Source organism: Massilia sp. LMS1-1-1.1, from assembly GCF_040815535.1.
Lineage (GTDB): Bacteria > Pseudomonadota > Gammaproteobacteria > Burkholderiales > Burkholderiaceae_D > Janthinobacterium > Janthinobacterium aestuarii.
In genome coordinates this window covers 147266-165231 of record NZ_JBFPNG010000023.1, presented here as the reverse complement: position 1 = coordinate 165231, position 17966 = coordinate 147266, and the positions used below count along the sequence as shown (strand labels likewise).

Here is a 17966-nt window from a genome sequence, read left to right as displayed (position 1 = left end):
CTACGCTGGCGCCGCGCGGGGCCCGTCTGGGAGTAGAATCAATGCATGAAAATCCGCGTAGCAACTTATAATATTCACAAGGGTGTCTCCTCCGTGCGAGGCTTGCCCCGCGTACATGCTTTAAAACAGGCGATCGCCCTGTTTCATGCCGATGTCGTCTTTTTGCAGGAAGTGCAAGGCAAGCACGACCGCAATGCGGCCCGCTATGGCGCCGAGAAAAATGGCCACAAGCATTGGCCGGAAGCGTCGCAGCACGAGTTCTTTGCCGGCGCCGAGCACCATTCCGCGTATGGCATGAATGCCGTGTACGATCACGGCCACCATGGCAACGCCTTGCTCAGCAAGTTCCCCATCGCCTCGCAAACCAACCACGACGTCTCCGACCATGCCTACGAGCAGCGCGGCATCCTGCATTGCGTGCTCAAGACGCCGCAGGCCGACGTGCATTGCTATGTCGTTCACCTGGGCCTGTTCGAATCGGGACGGGGCCGCCAGACGCAGGCGCTGATCGACGCCGTGATGGAATCGGCGCCCGATGGCGAGCCCGTCATCATTGCCGGCGATTTCAACGACTGGCGCAACACGCTCAGCGACAAGCTGCGCAATGCGCTGGGTGTGGTCGAGGTATTCGACCAGCGCGCGTCGAACTCGGCCTTGGGTGACCTGGTGCGCACCCTGGCGCGGCGCCAGACGAAAACGCCGATCCCCGTGCCGGCGCGCACCTTTCCCGCCGCCTTGCCGTGGTTCCGCCTGGACCGCATCTATGTGCGCGGTTTCCACGTGGAAGGCGCGCAAGTGATGCATGGCACCCTGTGGGCAAAATTGTCGGACCACGCGCCGATCGTTGCCGCTTTGAAACTCGCGTAGACTGCCGGCATGCGTACAGTCAATTTCATCGCCCACAACGACATCAAGCTGCTGTATTGCGGCACCGATTACTTTCCTGCGCTGATCGCCGCCATCGATGGCGCGCGCTCGGAAGTCTATTTCGAAACGTATATCTTTGCCGACGACGCGACGGGCACCCTGGTGCTCGACGCGCTCAAGCGTGCCGCCGCGCGCGGCGTGCTCGTGTGCATGATCACGGACTGGTTCGGCACGGGCAACCGCCGGGTCAATGCCATGCATGCGCAACTGGAAGCGGCCGGCGTGCACCACCGCATCTTCAACCCGTGGTTCCGGCGCGGCATCACGCGCACGCACCGCAAGATCTGCGTGGCCGATGGCGAGATCGCGCTGGTGGGCGGCATCAATATCAATGATGACATGTTTTGCGACTACGACCACAACATCAGCCTGGAAGCGCCGCGCTGGGATTTTGCCGTGCAGGTGAAGGGCCCGCTGGTCGACGCCATCCACGAAGAGGTGCAGGCGCAGTGGGCGCGATTGGGCAAGATGAATCTGGTACGGCGTATCAAGCTGTACCGCAAGATGCGCGTCGTCAGCAAGGAGCTGGCAAAAAATCCCGTCGTGGCCGGCTTTGTCGTGCGCGACAACCTGCGCAACCGCCGCACCATCCAGCGCGCCTACCTGCAGGCGCTGGGCCAGGCGCGCAAAAGCGTGATGCTGGCCAACCCGTATTTCGCGCCCGGACACAAGCTGCGCCACGCCTTGGCCCAGGCGGCCCAGCGGGGCGTCGACGTGGTGCTGCTGATCGGCGTGGGCGAATTCCGCATGCAGGATGCCGTGGCGCACTCGTTTTATCCGAAACTGCTGGCCGCCGGCGTGAAAATCGTCGAATACCGCAAGACGCAATTGCACGCCAAGGTGGCCGTCGTCGATGACGACTGGGCGACGGTGGGCTCCAGCAATATTGACGCGCTGAGCCTGTTCCTGAACCAGGAAGCGAACGTGGTGATCAAGGACGTGGCCTTCGCGCAAAGCTTGCGCCAGCATATCGAACAGGGCGTGGCCGACGGCATCGTCATTCACCAGGACGATTTCAAGCACATCGGCCGCTTCCGGCGCATCGGCTATGAAGCCGCGTTCCTCGCGTACCGGCTGGTGATGCGCATTTTTTCAGTAGGCAAGTACGCATGAGCGAGATGACAACGGTAAGGCTGGACAAATGGCTGTGGGCGGCGCGCTTCTTCAAGACGCGCTCGCTGGCCAGCGAAGCTGTCGACACGGGCAAGGTCAAAGTGGGCGGCGAGCGCGTGAAACCGGCGCGCAGCGTGCGCTTGGGCGACGAGCTGGCCATCGACAATGGCGCGGAGACATGGGAAGTGGCTGTGCTGGGCCTGTCCGACAAGCGCGGCGCGGCGCCCGTGGCGCGCCTGCTGTATGCGGAAACGCCGGCCAGCATCGCCCGCCGCGCGCAGCTGGCCGAGGACCGCAAGCTGTTCCGCGAGCCAGGCAGCACCATCAAGGGGCGGCCGACCAAGCGCGACCGCCGTCAATTGAGCAAGGCAGGCGACCTCGACTGAGGCGCGCTGCTACCCAGGCGGCAAGGGCGCGCGACGCTTTTGCCTGTCTGAAATCGCTACAAACACGCGGCCAAAAAATGCTGCGCTGCACCAATAGAACACTGGCTCTAAAGTTCCCGTTTGACTTTTACGTGGTAGTGGATAATAGTACGAGCGTTCGGATTTTTTCGAGGCGTGCTTTTTTTTACCCTCGCTTCCGTCCGCCAGATCGGCAACCTCACTTTGAGAACGGACCTCTTGAATACTTCAGTCAAATTCATGCGCAAGGGCGAACTGACCCGTGCAGCCATCCTCGACGTGGCGCTGGACCTGTCCAGCCGCGACGGCCTGGAAGGCCTGACCATCGGGTTGCTTGCGGACAAAATGAACATGAGCAAGTCGGGCGTGTTTGCCCACTTTGGCTCGCGCGAAGACTTGCAGATGGAAGTGCTGAAGCTCTATCACTATCGTTTCGAGCAAGAAGTCTTTTTCCCCAGCATGAAAGAACCACGCGGCATCCAGCGCTTGCAATCGATGTTTGCGCGCTGGGTCAAGCGGGTCAGCGTGGAAATCGCTTCCGGCTGCATTTATATCAGCGGCGCCGTCGAGTATGACGACCGTCCCGGTCCCATCCGCGAGGCCCTCGTGGCCATGGTGCGGGCCTGGCAGGGCGCGCTGCTGCGCTGTGTCGAGCAATCGATCGCCACGGGCGACCTGAAAGCGGACACGGACGCGCAGCAGCTGGTGTACGAGATGTATGGCCTGATCCTGGCCCTGCATCACGACGCGCGCTTCCTGCGCGTGCCGGGCAGCATCGAACGGGCGCAAGCGGGCTTTATCCGCCTGCTGGCGTCGTACCAGAATTCCGTCACAAGCAAATAAGCCGTCAGGCAGTATCCGCAACAACGCACACGCACTTACAAGTACAACACTTTAGCTAATCGCCTTCAGGAGAAAATTATGGGTCAATACGTCGCGCCAATCCGGGATATGCAATTCGTCCTGCATGAGTTCCTGCAAGTGGAAGAAGAACTGAAGCAAATGCCGTCGTACGCCGACGTCGACGCCGACATCATCAACCAGGTGCTGGAAGAGGGCGGCAAATTCACTTCCGAAGTACTGTTCCCGCTGAACCACTCCGGCGACCGCGAAGGCTGCCACCACGACCCGGTCACGAAAAGCGTGACCACGCCGAAAGGTTTCAAGGAAGCTTACAAGCAGTACGTCGAAGGCGGCTGGGCGGCCTTGGCTTGCGATCCGGAATACGGCGGCCAGGGCTTGCCTGTCGTGCTGAACAATTCCTTCTATGAAATGCTGAACTCGTCGAACCAGGCCTGGTCCATGTACCCTGGCCTGTCGCACGGCGCCTACGAGTGCCTGAAGGAACACGGCACCGACCACCAGAAGGAAGTGTACCTGCCGAAACTGGTGTCGGGCGAATGGACGGGCACCATGTGCCTGACCGAACCGCACTGCGGCACCGACCTGGGCCTGCTGCGCTCGAAAGCGCTGCCTGAGGCGGACGGTTCCTGGACCATCACCGGCAACAAGATCTTCATCTCGGCCGGCGAACACGACATGGCGGAAAACATCCTGCACCTGGTGCTGGCCCGCGTGCCGGACGCGCCGGAAGGCTCGAAAGGCATCTCGCTGTTCCTGGTGCCGAAATTCCTGCCGAACGCGGATGGCACGGTCGGCGAACGCAACCCGATCACCTGCGGCGCCATCGAAGAAAAAATGGGCATCCACGGCAATTCGACCTGCCAGATGAACCTGGACGGCGCGAAAGGCTGGATCATCGGCCAGCCGAACAAGGGCTTGAACGCCATGTTCGTCTTCATGAACGCGGCCCGCCTGGGTGTGGGCATGCAGTCGCTGGGCCTGACGGAAATCGCCTACCAGAACGCGCTGATCTACGCCAAGGACCGCACGCAAATGCGTTCGCTGTCCGGCATCAAGAACCCGGAACTGCCGGCCGACCGCATCATCGTGCACCCTGACGTGCGCCGCATGCTGCTGACGGGTAAAGCCTACGCCGAAGGCGCGCGCGCTTTCACCTCGTACGTGGCGCTGCAGATCGACCGCGAACTGCACCACCCCGACGCCGACGTGCGCAAGGAAGCGGCCGACGAAGTGGCGCTGCTGACCCCTGTCATCAAGGCCTTCATTACCGACAACGCCTGGATCGCCACTTCGGACGCGATGCAAGTGTTCGGCGGCCACGGCTACATCTCGGAATGGGGCATGGAACAGTACGTGCGCGACGCGCGCATCAACATGATCTACGAAGGCACGAACACGATCCAGTCGCTGGACCTGTTGGGCCGCAAGATCCTCGGCGACAACGGCGCCAAGCTGCGCAAATTCGGCGAAAAGATCAAGGCTTTCGTCGAAGACAACGGCACCGATGAAGCGATGAGCGAATTCGTCACGCCACTGGGCGACCTGGGCGACAAAGTCACCAAGCTGACCATGGAAATCGGCATGAAGGCCTTCCAGAACCCTGACGAAGTGGGCGCGGCATGCGTGCCTTACCTGCGCGTCGTCGGCCACATGATCTACAGCTACCTGTTCGCGCAGATGGCCAAGATCGCCCTCGAAAAAGAATCCAGCGGCGACAAGTTCTACACCGCCAAACTGGCTACCGCACGTTTCTACTTCGCCCGCTTGCAGCCTGAAACGGCAACCCTGATCCGTCAGGCGCGTTCCGGTTCGGCCAACCTGATGGCACTCGACGCAGACCTGTTCTAAGACTTGAGGAAAATATGACCAATTTCATCGTTAAAAAAGTAGCCGTCCTCGGCGCCGGCGTGATGGGCGCGCAGATCGCCGCCCATTGCATCAACGCGAAAGTGCCGGTCGTGCTGTTCGACCTGCCGGCAAAAGAAGGTCCGAAAAATGGCATCGTGCTGCGCGCCATCGAGAACCTGAAAAAGCTGTCGCCTGCCCCGCTGGGCAACAAGGATGACGCCGCGCTGATCCAGGTCGCCAACTACGAAGACAACCTGGACCTGCTGGCCGGTTGCGACCTGATCATCGAAGCCATCGCCGAGCGCATGGACTGGAAACACGACCTGTACCAGAAGGTCGCCCCGCACATCGGCCCGAACGCGATTTTCGCTTCGAACACCTCGGGTCTGTCGATCACCAAGCTGGCCGAAGGCTTCGATGCCGACCTGAAATCTCGCTACTGCGGCGTGCATTTCTTCAACCCGCCGCGTTATATGCACCTGGTCGAAATCATCCCGACCGAGTTCACCAAGCCGGAGATCAGCGACCAGCTGGAAGGCTTCTTGACCACCACCCTGGGCAAGGGCGTGGTTCGCGCCAAGGATACGCCGAACTTCATCGCCAACCGCGTGGGCGTGTTCGGTATCCTGGCCATCGTGCACGAAGCTGAAAAATTCGGCCTGTCCGTGGACGTCGTCGATGATTTGACGGGCGCCAAGCTGGGCCGCGCCAAGTCGGGCACCTTCCGCACGGCGGACGTGGTTGGCCTGGACACCATGGGCCATGTGATCAAGACCATGCAGGACTATCTGCCGAACGATCCGTTCGCCGCCGTCTACAAGACGCCGGAAGTGCTGGCCAAGCTGGTGGAAAAAGGCGCGCTGGGCCAGAAGAGCGGCGCAGGCTTCTACAAGAAGGTCGGCAAGGAAATTCAACGCCTGGACTTCGCCACCGGTGAATACGTTGCCGGCGGCGCCAAGGCTGCCGACATCATCGCCCGCATCCTGAAAGAAAAGGACCCGGTCAAGAAGATGAAGGCGCTGCGCGAATCGACGAACCCGCAAGGCCAGTTCCTGTGGGCGATCTTCCGCGACGCTTTCCACTACATCGCGATCCACCTCGACACCGTGGCCGACAATGCGCGCGACATCGACTTCGCCATGCGCTGGGGCTTCGGCTGGAACGTCGGTCCGTTTGAAACGTGGCAGGCATCGAACTGGCTGCAAGTGGCCAACTGGGTCAAGGAAGACATCGACGCCGGCCATGCGCTGTGCAACGCACCGCTGCCAGCCTGGGTCTTCGAAGGTCCGGTTGCAGACAAGGGCGGCGTGCATACGCCGGAAGGTTCGTACTCCGCCGTGTCGAACAGCTTCGTGCCACGTTCGACCCTGTCCGTATATGACCGCCAGCCATTCCGCGCGCCTGTCCTGGGCAGCGGTGCCATCGACGGCAAGACCGCCGGCACCACCGTCTTCGAAGACGAATCCGTGCGCGTCTGGCATACGGGCGACGATGTCCTGATCATCTCGTTCAAGACCAAGATGCACGTGATCGGCGAAGGCGTCATCAATGGCCTGAAACTGGCCTTGGCCGAAGCCGAGAAGAACTTCAAGGGCCTGGTGATCTGGCACGCCGACGCAGCCGAAGGCGGCGCGTTCTCGGCCGGCGCCGACCTGCAATCGGCCCTGCCGGCGTTCATGCAAGGCGGCGTGAAAGCCGTCGATCCGATCATCGCCGAACTGCAGAACACCTTCATGTCGCTGAAATACGCGAACGTGCCGGTGATCGCCGCGGTCGCTGGCCTGGCACTGGGCGGCGGTTGCGAACTGGCCCTGCACGCATCGAAGCGCGTGGCCTCGATCGAGTCGTACATCGGCCTGGTGGAAGTGGGCGTAGGCCTGATTCCTGCCGGCGGCGGCTTGAAGGAAGCGGCGCAGCGCGCCTACAAGGAAGCCAAGGGTAACGACATCCTGCAATTCCTGAAGACGGGCTTCACCAATGCAGCCACCGCCAACGTGTCGAAATCGGCGCTGGAAGCGAAGAAGATGGGCTACCTGAAGGAAGACGACGTCATCGTGTTCAACGCCTACGAGCTGCTGCACGTGGCCAAGGTCGAAGCGCGCGCCATGTTCGACGCGGGCTTCCGTCCAGCGCTCCCTTCGCTGATCCAGGTCACGGGCCGTTACGGCTGGGGCACCATCAAGGCGCAGCTGGTCAACATGCGCGACGGCGGCTTCATTTCGGCGCACGATTTCAAACTGGGCGAGATGATCGCCGAGATCGTATCGGGCGGCGACGTGGACCAGGGCAGCTTCGTCAGCGAACAGTGGCTGCTGGATATGGAACGCAAGGCATTCCTGGAGCTGTTGAACCATCCGAAAACCCAGGAACGGATCATGGGCATGATGCAAACCGGTAAGCCGGTACGCAACTAAGCCTGACGTCGATGACGATCCTGTCCATTATTTTTAAAGTATTGCTGCGCGTGAGGCCAAGCATGGTGTATGACCGTATCAAACAACAGATGATGGACACCTTGCCCTTCGTGCGGCTGCTGGGGATCAGCATCGACGACATCGGCGCCGGCACCTCGAAGGTGTCGATGCCGGAAGATCCAAAACTGAATAATCACCTGGGCACGCAGCATGCGGGCGCCTTGTTCACCCTGGCCGAAACGGCTTCCGGCGCGGCCATGGCTGGCGGCTTCGCCGAGCTGATACTGGGCTTGCGCCCGGTGGCCAAGGAGTCGCGCATCCAGTACCAGAAGGTGGCCCGGGGCGCGACGCGCGCCGAAGGCCGGGTACCGGGCGACCTGGCTGCCTTGAAGGCGCAGCTGGCGCAGGACGGCAAGGTGGCGTTTCCCGTGGCAGTCGATATTTTCGACGCCGAAGGCACGCTGGCGGCACAGGTGACGGTGGACTGGTATTTGTCGCAGAAGCGATAAGAGATTATCTGAGCAGTCCCGGACATTCGACAGAACACGAATCTCGTTCAACATCTTTGAAAGAAAAAAATGAGCAAACAACTTCAAGACGCGTACATCGTCTCTGCAACCCGCACCCCGATCGGCAAGGCGCCGCGCGGCATGTTCAAGAACACCCGCCCGGACGACCTGCTGGTGCGCGTGCTGCAATCGGCCCTGGCGCAAGCGCCTGGCCTCGACCCGGCTTTGATCACCGACGCCATCATCGGCTGCTCGTTCCCGGAAGCGGAGCAGGGCTTCAATATCGCGCGTAACTCGGTGCTGCTGGCCGGCTTGCCGAAAACCGTGGGCGGCGTCACCGTCAACCGTTACTGCGCTTCGGGCATCACGGCGATTGCCATGGCGGCCGACCGCATCCGCGTGGGCGAAGCCGACGTCATGATCGCCGGCGGCATCGAATCGATGTCGATGGTGCCGATGATGGGCCACCACCCATCGATGAACCTGGACATGTTCAGCGACGAGAACATCGGCATGGCTTACGGCATGGGCCTGACGGCCGAAAAAGTGGCGCAGCAATGGAAAGTGTCGCGCGAACAGCAGGACGCGTTCTCCGTTGAATCGCACCGCCGCGCCATCGCCGCGCAGCAAGCCGGCTTCTTCAAGGCGGAAACGACGCCCGTGGAAATCATCACGCGCACGCCGAACCTGGCCACCGGCCAGGTCGATGTAACGCGCCGTACCGTCGACACGGACGAAGGCGCGCGCGCCGATTCGTCGATGGAATCGCTGGCAAAACTGAAGTCTGTGTTCGCCGCCAAGGGTTCCGTCACGGCCGCCAACAGCTCGCAGATGTCCGACGGCGCCGGTGCGCTGTTGATCGTCAGCGAAAAAATCCTGCGCGAGCACAACCTGACCCCGCTGGCGAAATTCTCCTCGTTCGCCGTGCGCGGCGTGCCGCCGGAAATCATGGGCATCGGTCCTAAATTCGCCATTCCCGCGGCATGCGCCGCCGCCGGCATCACGCAAGACCAGCTGGACTGGATTGAGCTGAACGAAGCGTTTGCCGCGCAAGCCCTGGCCGTCATCGGCGACCTGGGCCTGGACCCATCGAAGGTCAACCCGATGGGCGGCGCGATCGCCCTGGGCCACCCGCTGGGCGCGACCGGCGCCATCCGCGCCGCCACCGTGATCCACGCACTGCAGCGCACCAAGCAGAAGTACGGCATGGTCACGATGTGCGTGGGCGCAGGCATGGGCGCAGCCGGAATCTTCGAGCGCGTTTAAGTTCGACGGACCAAAGCAATAAAACAGGGCGCTGCGGGATTACCCTGGCGCCCTTTATCTTTTTGGAGACGACATGGATATTTTGTGCAGCAAGAGCGAGGGCATTCTGACCCTGGAATTCAACCGCCTGGAACGCAAGAATGCGATCACGGGCGCCATGTACCAGACCCTGGCCGATGCGCTGGTAGCGGCCGAGACGGACGACGACGTGCGTGCGATCCTGATCTGCGGCAAGCGCGAGATTTTCACGGCCGGCAACGACCTCGATGACTTCATGAAGACGGCGCGCCCGAAGGATGGCTCGCTCGACCATGACCGCCCCGTGTTCCAGTTCATGCGCGCCCTGTACGGCAGCAGCAAGCCCGTGGTGGCCGCCGTCTCCGGCCCGGCCATCGGCATCGGCACCACCTTGCTGATGCATTGCGACCTCGTTTACGCGGCCGACAATGCCAGCTTCTCGATGCCGTTCACGCAACTGGGCCTGTGCCCGGAATTCGGCTCCAGCCTGCTGCTCACGCAACTGGCCGGCTACCCGCGCGCGGCGGAAAAGCTGATGCTGGGCGAAGCGTTCCCGGCCAGCGAAGCGTTGGAAATGGGCCTGGTCTCGAAAGTCGTGCCCCTGTACGAATTGATGACCTTCGCCCAAGGCCAGGCCGCCAAGCTGGTAGCCCTGCCAGCCGCCTCCATCCGCGCCACCAAGCGATTGATGAAACAAAGCCGCATGGAACCGATGAAGGCCGCTATCGCCGACGAAAACAAACTGTTCAGCGCCATGCTGGGTGGCGCCGAAGCGAAGGAAGCGTTTACGGCGTTCTTTGAAAAGCGGAAGCCGGATTTCAAGAAGTTCACCTGATCGCTTGGTCCCGCTACTATTGCTCGTTGAAAAACAGGCCGATAATGCATTCTAGACGACTGGTCTAGTCGTGCTATGCTTTGCCTCATGAAAGCTGAATACACCGACGTCCGCCAGCACATCCTTGAGCAGGGCAAAGTCACATGAGGAACGAGTATAGTTTCGCGGCGCTGGTAAAGCAGGACGTCGCGCCGGGACCATGCGCCGATGCGCTTTTTTTCAGCATGCTGGCGCTGGTCTTGCGCGGTGGTCCGCTGGCCGCATATGATTCGATTGCTGCTTTGCGCGCGCAATTGACGGCGCCCGCGTATTACGTGGCGCACAAGCTGGTGGCTCATGCAGGCAAGCGTGCCATCTTCCAAGGCCGTGTGGTACAGGCCAGCGCCACCGACCTGCTGGTATTTCTCGATGCGGCAGTGGTAAGTGGTGATCTGCGTCCCATGCTGCTTGCGCCTGTGTTTGAAGGAATACCGGCGCAGGTGATACACATCGATGAGGATGTGCTGCATGTCTACACTGCAAGCCCGGCCTGACGAGGCGTGCCTCCAGCGGACATATGCAATATTCAATCGACCAGCGTCGCTTCACATTTCGCTCATTATTTGTAGACGACTGGTCTAATTGTGCTACAATGCCTCGCATGAAAGCTGAATACACCGACGTGCGCCAGCACATTATCGACCAGGGCAAGGCCATCATCACGCGCAAGGGGTTTGCCGGGGTGGGGCTGAACGAGATCCTGTCGGCCGCCGACGTGCCCAAAGGCTCGTTCTACCATTACTTCAAGTCCAAGGAGTTGTTTGGAGAAGCGATGCTGGAAGATTATGTCGCTGGCTACCTGGCGAAAATGGAAGACGTGCTGGGCCAGCCGGGCCAGAACGCGGCGCAGGCGCTGATGGCGTATTGGGCCAGCTGGACCAGCGAAAGCCTCGACGGCAGCGGCTGTGATTGCCGCTGCCTGGTCGTCAAGCTGAGCAGCGAAGTGGCCGACATGTCGGAGCCGATGCGCGTGGCGCTGCTCGACGGCACCCACCGCATCATCGCCAGGCTGGCCCTGGCCATCGCGCGGGGCAGGGTGGACGATACCTTGCCATCGGTGGCCGATCCGGCGCAGATGGCAGCCACCTTGTACCAGCTGTGGCTGGGCGCGGCCATGCTGACCAAGCTGCGGCGCGACGCCAGCGCCTTGCAAACGGCCTGGCGGGCGACCCTGGCCATGTTGCAGCTGCCGCCGGATAGCGACCGATAGGCCGCAAACCAAGCAAACAAGCGGACGCACCACGTCCGCGTTCTTTGAATCGCATTCTAGACGACCAGTCTAATAATAAAGGAGCAGCAGCATGAAGAATTTTGAATTCCATAACCCGACGAAGATCGTGTTCGGCGCCGACACCGTCGCCAAATTGTCCACCCTGGTGCCGCACGGTGCGCGCGTGCTGATTTTGTACGGCGGCGCCAGCGCGGAAAAGACCGGTACCCTGGCCGAGGTGCGAGCTGCTCTTGCGGTGGGCCAGCGCAGCGTGCAGGAGTTTGGCGGCATCGAACCCAATCCCAGCTATGAAACCCTGATGCGCGCCGTGGCCCAGGTGCGCAATGAAAAGCTGGACTTCCTGCTGGCCGTCGGCGGCGGCTCCGTGATCGACGGCACCAAGTTCGTTGCCGCCGCGGCCCTGTACGACGGCGAGCCGTGGGAAATCGCCGAGCGCGGCGGCGCCAATGTGCAGCGCGCCTTGCCGTTCGGCACGGTGCTGACCTTGCCGGCCACGGGATCGGAAATGAACAGCGGTGGCGTGGTGACGAAAAAAGCCACGCATGCCAAGCTGAGTTTTCGCAACCCGCTGCTGTACCCGCAGTTTTCCGTACTCGACCCGAGCAAAACGTTTACCTTGCCGGCCACGCAGGTGGCCAATGGCCTGGTCGACGCCTTTGTCCATACCACGGAGCAGTATCTGACCTATCCGGTGCAGGCGCGGGTGCAGGACCGCTTTGCCGAAGGCCTGCTGCAGACCCTGATCGAGATCGCGCCGCAGGCGGTCGCTTCGCCCGACGACTACGAAACACGCGCCAACCTGATGTGGACCGCCACCCTGGCCCTGAATGGCTTGATCGGCGCCGGCGTGCCGCAGGACTGGGCCACCCACATGATCGGCCACGAGCTGACGGCCCTGTACGACATCGACCATGCACGCACCCTGGCCCTGGTGCTGCCGGCCCTGCTGGACGTACAGCGCGAGCAGAAACGCGGCAAATTGCTACAGTATGGTGAACGTGTCTGGAACATCACCAGCGGCAGCGACGATGAGCGCATCAATGCCGCCATCGCCAGCACACGCGCCTTCTTTGAAGGCCTCGGCATTCCGACCCGTTTGTCGGCTTATCAGCTGGGCCAGGAAGCGGTGGAAGCGGTACTGACGCAACTGGAAGCACATGGCATGACCTCACTCGGCGAACACCGCGATATCGACCTCGCGCGCAGCCGCCGTATCCTCGAAGCAGCACTGTAACCCTGACATAAAAGGACACAACATGAACATCCTGATGGTACTGACCTCGCACGACCAACTCGGTAATACCGGCAAGAAAACCGGTTTCTGGCTGGAAGAATTCGCCGCGCCCTACTATGCCTTGCAAGAAGCGGGCGCCAAGCTGACCGTGGTCTCGCCCAACGGCGGCCAGCCGCCGCTGGACCCGAAAAGCGACGAACCCGAGTCGCAAACGGACGCCACGCGCCGCTTCAAGCAGGACGCCGATGCGCAAGCCGTGCTGGCCAACACGGGCAAGCTGGCCGACGTGAAGGCAGCGGACTTTGACGCCGTGTTTTACCCGGGCGGCCATGGCCCGCTGTGGGACCTGGCCGAAGATCCGCACTCGATCGCGCTGATCGAGCAGATGATCGCCGCCGGCAAGCCCGTCGCCGCCGTCTGCCATGCGCCAGGCGTGCTGCGCCACGTGAAGGCAGCTGACGGTACGCCGCTGGTGCGCGGCAAGCAGGTGACGGGCTTTACGAATACCGAGGAAGACGCCGTCGGCTTGACGGCCATCGTGCCTTTCCTCGTCGAGGATATGCTCAAACAAAACGGCGGCGTCTACTCGAAGCTGGGCGACTGGCAGCCGTACGCCGTCACCGATGGCTTGCTGGTCACGGGCCGGAATCCCGCGTCGTCGGAAGCGGCCGCGCAGGCGCTGCTCAAGCTGCTGGGCTGATGCCAGGGTAGTGCGTCCGGCCGCTGGACGTCACACCGCAGTGCGTCCGGCGGCCATGCCCGCCAGGATCAGGTTGACCGAAGCATGCCAGGTGGTTTCGCTGGCGGGCCTGCCCGCCAGCGCATAGCCGTGCAGGAAATCGACGAGCGTATCGCGCCCGCGCAGCCGGGTTTTCTTGTCCAGCGCGAGACCGTCGAGGGCCTGCTCAAACAGCGCCGTAAACCGCTGGGCCACGTCGGCTTGCTCCACCAGCCCGCGCGCCATCAGGCGCACGAAATATGGCGTGGCGCTGACCAGTTCCAGGTACAGTGCGCACAGCGCCAGCACGCGCCGTGGCGCCGCCTGGCGCCGCGTAAATGGCGGCTGGCGCGGATCGAGCGCGGCAAAACGCTGCGCCATCAAGGCCAGCAATAATTCCTCTTTCCCCGCGTAGTAGTGATACACGGCCATGGCGTCGACGCCCAGGCTGTGCGCCAGCGCGCGCATGGAAAACGCATCGCCTTTTTCTTCCAGCAGGGCCAGGGCCGCTTGCAGGATGGCGGCGCTGTCCAGCGCGGGGGCAACGCGGCGTGGACGCCCGGCGCGGCGTACGGCAGATTCCAGGTCTTGAAGTTTTTGGGTTTTCATGCGCATAATTCTACACTGTAGAATTAAATCAAGGAGAACCCATGCAAAAACCTTTTGTCAGTGTTTTTCTCGGCATCAGCCTCGATGGCTGCATCGCGGGAGAAAACGGCGACCTGTCCTGGCTGGCCGAACTGGCGCCCGACTCGCCCGATGCCACCGGCTACACGGCATTGATGGAGCAGGTCGATACCTTGCTGATCGGCCGCACCACGTATGACGCCGTGCTGGGGTTCGACCCGTGGCCGTATGCGGGCAAGCGCGTGGAGGTATTGAGCCACCGCAGTTTCGCGCCGCGCCATGGCGAGCAGCGCAGCGAAGGCAGCGTGCGGAAAGTGCTGGAGAGGCTGGCAGAGGAAGGTTGCCGCCACGTGTATCTTGATGGCGGCGCCGTCATCCGCGCCGGCTTGCGCGAGGGCGTCATCGACAACCTGACCTTGTCCGTGCTGCCCGTGGTGCTGGGCAAGGGCGTGCGCCTGTTCGAGGACGGCTTGCCGCGCAGCGACTGGCGCCTGGACGGCACGCGCCAGCTGCCCAGCGGCGTGGTGCAACTGCGCTATCGGAAAAATTAGACCGCGCTGGCGATGTCGACGATAAAGCCGGGATCGTAGCGTTCATTTTCCGGCGTGCCGTCGGGCCGCTTGTAGCCGCAAGGGTTGCACACGACGCGGCAATCCTGGACGCGGTAGTCGAGCGAGGCATGCATGTGGCCATGCACCCACAGGTCGGCCTGGGCCACCACATCGTCCAGCTGCGAGGCGAAAGCGGGCGAGCCCAGGTTCGCCGCGTATTGCTCTTCCACCGACAGCATCGATGGCGCCATGTGCGTGATGACGACCGTCTTGCCATCGAACGGTTGCGCCAGCTGCCGTTCCAGCCAGGCGCGGTGCTGCGCGTGCAGCTGCGCCGTGTCGGCGGCGCACAGCAGGCGCGGCGTGTCGCCGCCCGTGCTGATGCGTTTGTAGTCGGGCATGTAGGCTTGCGCCGCGCTCAAGGCTTCGTCCCGGCGCTCGGCGCCGAACAGCAGGAAATCCGTCCACAGCGTGACGCCGAGGAAGCGCACGCCGCCGAGCGTCACCGCGTCGCCGTCGAGCAGGCGGATGTTGGCGCCCTGTGCATTCGCGCTGGCGCAGGCTTCGCGCACGGCGTCCTGCATGTGCTCGAGCTGGTGGCCATAGCCTTCGTGGTTGCCATGCACGTACAGCACGGGCAGGGCGCCAAAGGTGCGCGCGGCCCAGGCGATGGCGTTGCTGCCCGTGTCGATGTCGCCGGCCAGGATCACCACGTCGGGTCGGCAGGCGGCAAGGTCGATGGCGGGGGTGTCGTCACCCCAGACTTCCAGGTGCAGGTCGGACAGGATCAGCAGACGCATGGCGATAGGGGAGCAGTGACTGGGCCTCTATCGTAGCGCAAGTCGCCGCGCCCGTCTGCTTGACCGCACGAGGGTAGCGACGTTACCCTGTGGCATCGATTACCGCACACTCATTACTGGAGCCGCATGCCGCCTTTTTTCCTTCCCAAGACCTTGCTCAGCATCGCGCTGGCCGCCATGGCGCTGCCGTTTGCCGCGCATGCGGAAACGCCCGCCATTGATCCCTTGACGCAGCCGATCGCCTCGCCCTATGCGGCGCAGTGGAACCGCCCGCAGCAGCCGGCGCGCATCCACGGCGACACGTATTACGTGGGCGTGGGCGGCTTGAGCGTGGTGCTGATCGACACGCGCGAGGGATTGATCCTCATCGATGGCGCGCTGCCGCAATCGGTGGCCGCCATCAAGGAGCATATCCTCGAGCTGGGTTTTCGCCTGGAAGACATCAAGTTCATCCTGAATACGGAAGCGCATTTCGACCATTCGGGCGGCATCGCAGCCCTGGCCCGCGACAGCGGCGCGCAAGTGGTCGCCAGCCCGCTCGGCGCGCAGGCGCTGCGTGCAGGCTCGGTGCTCGCCATGGATCCGCAAGCGGGTGAAATCGACCCCATGCCGGCCGTGGAAAACGTGCGCGAAATCGCCGATGGCGAAACCCTGCAACTGGGCGACGTGACCATCACGGCACGCTACACGCCCGGCCATACGCCGGGCAGCACCAGCTGGACCTGGGTGTCGTGCGAGGATGCGGAGCGTACGGACTGCCTGAACGTGGTGTTCGGCGCCAGCCTCACGCCGGTGGCGGCCGACGATTTTCACTACCTGGGCGATGAGCGCCACGCGGACCTGACGCCGGCCTTCCGCCAGGTCATGCGGGAATTCGCCAAACTGCCGTGCGACATCCTGATCTCGGCCCATCCCGACCACTCGGGCGGCGACCGCAAGCTGACGCAATTGCTGGAAGGCGTCACGCCGAATCCTTTCATCGATACGCAGGCGTGCAGCAGCTACGCGGCCAAAAATGAAGCGAAGCTCGATGCGCGCATCGCCAAGGAAAAAGCGGCTGCGACAAAATAACAACGTTGGCGCGTTCGCCATGAAAAGCGGTTGACGCACCGCAGCATCCGGTGCAGAATCATCGTCCGCAGTGCAGATTAACCAACAAAAGAAAGGATACCCATGTTCGAGCAGGCTGGCAGCAAGTCGTACCTCCACTAGCCCCGCGCATGACGCTCGGGGCCATCGGCATCTTGCCGATCCCGAGCCGGTGTCCTTGAAAACCCCGGTGAGGAAACTCGCCGGGGTTTTTTGGTTTACCAGGACCCCGGCATAACGCAGACATCAGGAACACCGTTATGCCCATTCATCAGACACTGCGCGGCGCCCATGTGCCCGTGCATATTTTTACCGACGATATCGACGCGCAGGCATTGCACCAGCTGCGCAATATCGCCAGCCTGCCCATCGTCCATCCATATGTGGCGGCCATGCCCGACGTGCATGCCGGCATCGGCGCCACCGTCGGCAGCGTGATTCCCACGCGCGGCGCCATCATTCCGGCCGCCGTGGGCGTGGACATCGGCTGCGGCATGAACGCCGTGCGCACCACCCTGACGGCCAGCGACTTGCCCGACAACCTGGCGCGCCTGCGCAGCGCCATCGAAGCGGACGTGCCCGTCGGCTTCGAGCAGCACGACTGGAGCCGCGTGCAGGGTTCGCGCCATGCACGCGCCGCGCGTCCCCTCGCCGGCCGCCTGGAGCACATCGTCGAGCGTCACCGCGGCATCGCCAAGATGCTGCGCCAGTTCGAACGCACGTGGATCTGCCAGGCCGGCACCCTCGGCGGCGGCAACCATTTCATCGAGATCTGCCTCGACGAGGAGCAGCGGGTATGGATCATGCTGCATTCGGGCTCGCGCGGCATCGGCAACGCCATCGGCCGATACTTCATCGCCGCCGCGCAGAAGGACATGCGGCGCCACCAGCTGCAGTTGCCGGACGCGGACCTGGCCTATCTGAGTGCAGGCTCCACGGTGTTCGACGACTATGTGGAAGCGGTGGACTGGGCGCAGGATTATGCGCTGCTCAACCGCAGCGAGATGATGCGCCGCGTGCTCGACGCGCTGGCGAAGTTTGCGCCGCCGTTCCAGCTCGACGGAGAGGCCATCAACTGCCACCACAACTACATCGCGCGCGAAACGCATGGCAATGCCGACTTGTACGTGACGCGCAAGGGCGCCATTTCGGCGCGGCAGGGGGAGCTGGGCATCATCCCCGGCAGCATGGGCGCGCGCAGCTTCATCGTGCGCGGCAAGGGCAATCCGAAGTCGTTGTGTTCCTGCTCGCACGGAGCGGGACGCAGCATGAGCCGCAGCGAGGCGAAGCGCCGTTACGACCGCTTCGATCTGGCCGAACAGACCGCCGGCATCGAATGCCGCAAGGATGGCGGCGTGGTCGACGAGATTCCGGCCGCCTATAAAAATATCGACGCCGTGATGGCGCACCAGAGCGACCTGGTGGAGGTGGTGCATACCTTGCGCCAGGTCGTCTGCATCAAGGGTTGAAAGGAGAGCA

The 17966-nt window shown here is 62.7% G+C and carries 18 protein-coding genes; 16 read left to right on the top strand and 2 right to left on the bottom strand.

The features are described from left to right. Positions 1-45 precede the first annotated feature (45 nt). From MRBLMS1_RS15745 to MRBLMS1_RS15685, 13 genes are all read left to right on the top strand, one after another. The gene (locus tag MRBLMS1_RS15745) at positions 46-867 is read left to right on the top strand and encodes an endonuclease/exonuclease/phosphatase family protein (protein ID WP_034753381.1); all 822 of its coding nucleotides are present in this window, start codon (positions 46-48) and stop codon (positions 865-867) included. A gap of 9 nt (positions 868-876) precedes the next feature. Continuing rightward, the gene (clsB, locus tag MRBLMS1_RS15740) at positions 877-2040 is read left to right on the top strand and encodes a cardiolipin synthase ClsB (RefSeq protein ID WP_034753382.1); all 1164 of its coding nucleotides are present in this window, start codon (positions 877-879) and stop codon (positions 2038-2040) included. Beyond that, positions 2037-2426, top strand: a complete 390-nt coding sequence (locus MRBLMS1_RS15735) for an RNA-binding S4 domain-containing protein (protein ID WP_485880300.1) — start codon at positions 2037-2039, stop codon at positions 2424-2426. Before clsB ends, MRBLMS1_RS15735 begins: the two co-directional genes overlap by 4 nt. A 258-nt stretch (positions 2427-2684) precedes the next feature. Beyond that, positions 2685-3287: a TetR/AcrR family transcriptional regulator gene (locus tag MRBLMS1_RS15730; RefSeq protein ID WP_034753385.1), complete on the top strand. Its 603-nt coding sequence runs from the start codon at positions 2685-2687 to the stop codon at positions 3285-3287. A 78-nt stretch (positions 3288-3365) separates the two neighbouring features. Further along, entirely contained in the window at positions 3366-5156 is a 1791-nt protein-coding gene (locus MRBLMS1_RS15725) for an acyl-CoA dehydrogenase C-terminal domain-containing protein (protein WP_034753387.1), read from the top strand. Between the two features lie 14 nt (positions 5157-5170). After that, positions 5171-7570 (top strand): 3-hydroxyacyl-CoA dehydrogenase/enoyl-CoA hydratase family protein, encoded by a 2400-nt coding sequence (locus tag MRBLMS1_RS15720; protein ID WP_139092198.1) that lies wholly within the window; start codon positions 5171-5173, stop codon positions 7568-7570. A 62-nt stretch (positions 7571-7632) separates the two neighbouring features. Then, entirely contained in the window at positions 7633-8079 is a 447-nt protein-coding gene (locus MRBLMS1_RS15715; RefSeq protein WP_034753657.1) for a PaaI family thioesterase, read from the top strand. 69 nt (positions 8080-8148) lie between these two features. Continuing rightward, complete coding sequence (locus MRBLMS1_RS15710; RefSeq protein WP_485880297.1) at positions 8149-9345, top strand: acetyl-CoA C-acyltransferase; 1197 nt, start codon at positions 8149-8151, stop codon at positions 9343-9345. 73 nt (positions 9346-9418) lie between these two features. Next, positions 9419-10198: an enoyl-CoA hydratase gene (locus MRBLMS1_RS15705; RefSeq protein ID WP_402720055.1), complete on the top strand. Its 780-nt coding sequence runs from the start codon at positions 9419-9421 to the stop codon at positions 10196-10198. A gap of 143 nt (positions 10199-10341) precedes the next feature. Continuing rightward, complete coding sequence (locus MRBLMS1_RS15700; protein ID WP_485880295.1) at positions 10342-10731, top strand: hypothetical protein; 390 nt, start codon at positions 10342-10344, stop codon at positions 10729-10731. Between the two features lie 107 nt (positions 10732-10838). Then, the gene (locus MRBLMS1_RS15695) at positions 10839-11447 is read left to right on the top strand and encodes a TetR/AcrR family transcriptional regulator (RefSeq protein WP_485880293.1); all 609 of its coding nucleotides are present in this window, start codon (positions 10839-10841) and stop codon (positions 11445-11447) included. Positions 11448-11538: 91 nt separating this feature from the next. After that, positions 11539-12702 carry an iron-containing alcohol dehydrogenase gene (locus tag MRBLMS1_RS15690; RefSeq protein WP_485880291.1) on the top strand — a complete coding sequence of 388 codons (1164 nt, stop codon included), beginning with the start codon at positions 11539-11541 and terminating at the stop codon, positions 12700-12702. A gap of 22 nt (positions 12703-12724) precedes the next feature. Next, positions 12725-13402 carry a type 1 glutamine amidotransferase domain-containing protein gene (locus MRBLMS1_RS15685; RefSeq protein ID WP_485880289.1) on the top strand — a complete coding sequence of 226 codons (678 nt, stop codon included), beginning with the start codon at positions 12725-12727 and terminating at the stop codon, positions 13400-13402. Between the two features lie 30 nt (positions 13403-13432). Here MRBLMS1_RS15685 and MRBLMS1_RS15680 read toward each other — a convergent pair whose 3' ends face one another. Beyond that, complete coding sequence (locus tag MRBLMS1_RS15680) at positions 13433-14029, bottom strand: TetR/AcrR family transcriptional regulator (RefSeq protein WP_485880287.1); 597 nt, start codon at positions 14027-14029, stop codon at positions 13433-13435. 41 nt (positions 14030-14070) lie between these two features. On the opposite strand from MRBLMS1_RS15680, the gene MRBLMS1_RS15675 reads away from it, so the two are divergent. After that, entirely contained in the window at positions 14071-14598 is a 528-nt protein-coding gene (locus MRBLMS1_RS15675) for a dihydrofolate reductase family protein (protein ID WP_456148365.1), read from the top strand. Here MRBLMS1_RS15675 and MRBLMS1_RS15670 read toward each other — a convergent pair. Next, entirely contained in the window at positions 14595-15398 is an 804-nt protein-coding gene (locus MRBLMS1_RS15670) for a metallophosphoesterase family protein (protein ID WP_485880285.1), read from the bottom strand. The two genes, MRBLMS1_RS15675 and MRBLMS1_RS15670, sit on opposite strands and share 4 nt — an antisense overlap. A gap of 126 nt (positions 15399-15524) precedes the next feature. Between MRBLMS1_RS15670 and bla the strand changes: the two genes are divergently transcribed. Further along, a complete protein-coding gene (gene bla / locus MRBLMS1_RS15665; RefSeq protein WP_485880283.1) occupies positions 15525-16469 on the top strand; it encodes a subclass B3 metallo-beta-lactamase in 945 nt (314 codons plus the stop codon). 278 nt (positions 16470-16747) lie between these two features. Continuing rightward, positions 16748-17956, top strand: a complete 1209-nt coding sequence (locus tag MRBLMS1_RS15660) for an RtcB family protein (protein ID WP_485880281.1) — start codon at positions 16748-16750, stop codon at positions 17954-17956. Positions 17957-17966 lie beyond the last annotated feature (10 nt).

Coding starts and splice junctions, on each gene's coding strand:
- clsB (WP_034753382.1), top strand. CDS start 877: ATGCGTACAGTCAATTTCATCGCCCACAACGACATCAAGCTGCTGTAT.
- MRBLMS1_RS15720 (WP_139092198.1), top strand. CDS start 5,171: ATGACCAATTTCATCGTTAAAAAAGTAGCCGTCCTCGGCGCCGGCGTG.
- bla (WP_485880283.1), top strand. CDS start 15,525: ATGCCGCCTTTTTTCCTTCCCAAGACCTTGCTCAGCATCGCGCTGGCC.
- MRBLMS1_RS15700 (WP_485880295.1), top strand. CDS start 10,342: ATGAGGAACGAGTATAGTTTCGCGGCGCTGGTAAAGCAGGACGTCGCG.
- MRBLMS1_RS15715 (WP_034753657.1), top strand. CDS start 7,633: ATGGTGTATGACCGTATCAAACAACAGATGATGGACACCTTGCCCTTC.
- MRBLMS1_RS15680 (WP_485880287.1), bottom strand. CDS start 14,029: ATGAAAACCCAAAAACTTCAAGACCTGGAATCTGCCGTACGCCGCGCC.
- MRBLMS1_RS15730 (WP_034753385.1), top strand. CDS start 2,685: ATGCGCAAGGGCGAACTGACCCGTGCAGCCATCCTCGACGTGGCGCTG.
- MRBLMS1_RS15725 (WP_034753387.1), top strand. CDS start 3,366: ATGGGTCAATACGTCGCGCCAATCCGGGATATGCAATTCGTCCTGCAT.
- MRBLMS1_RS15735 (WP_485880300.1), top strand. CDS start 2,037: ATGAGCGAGATGACAACGGTAAGGCTGGACAAATGGCTGTGGGCGGCG.
- MRBLMS1_RS15705 (WP_402720055.1), top strand. CDS start 9,419: ATGGATATTTTGTGCAGCAAGAGCGAGGGCATTCTGACCCTGGAATTC.
- MRBLMS1_RS15675 (WP_456148365.1), top strand. CDS start 14,071: ATGCAAAAACCTTTTGTCAGTGTTTTTCTCGGCATCAGCCTCGATGGC.
- MRBLMS1_RS15710 (WP_485880297.1), top strand. CDS start 8,149: ATGAGCAAACAACTTCAAGACGCGTACATCGTCTCTGCAACCCGCACC.
- MRBLMS1_RS15685 (WP_485880289.1), top strand. CDS start 12,725: ATGAACATCCTGATGGTACTGACCTCGCACGACCAACTCGGTAATACC.
- MRBLMS1_RS15670 (WP_485880285.1), bottom strand. CDS start 15,398: ATGCGTCTGCTGATCCTGTCCGACCTGCACCTGGAAGTCTGGGGTGAC.
- MRBLMS1_RS15745 (WP_034753381.1), top strand. CDS start 46: ATGAAAATCCGCGTAGCAACTTATAATATTCACAAGGGTGTCTCCTCC.
- MRBLMS1_RS15660 (WP_485880281.1), top strand. CDS start 16,748: ATGCCCATTCATCAGACACTGCGCGGCGCCCATGTGCCCGTGCATATT.
- MRBLMS1_RS15690 (WP_485880291.1), top strand. CDS start 11,539: ATGAAGAATTTTGAATTCCATAACCCGACGAAGATCGTGTTCGGCGCC.
- MRBLMS1_RS15695 (WP_485880293.1), top strand. CDS start 10,839: ATGAAAGCTGAATACACCGACGTGCGCCAGCACATTATCGACCAGGGC.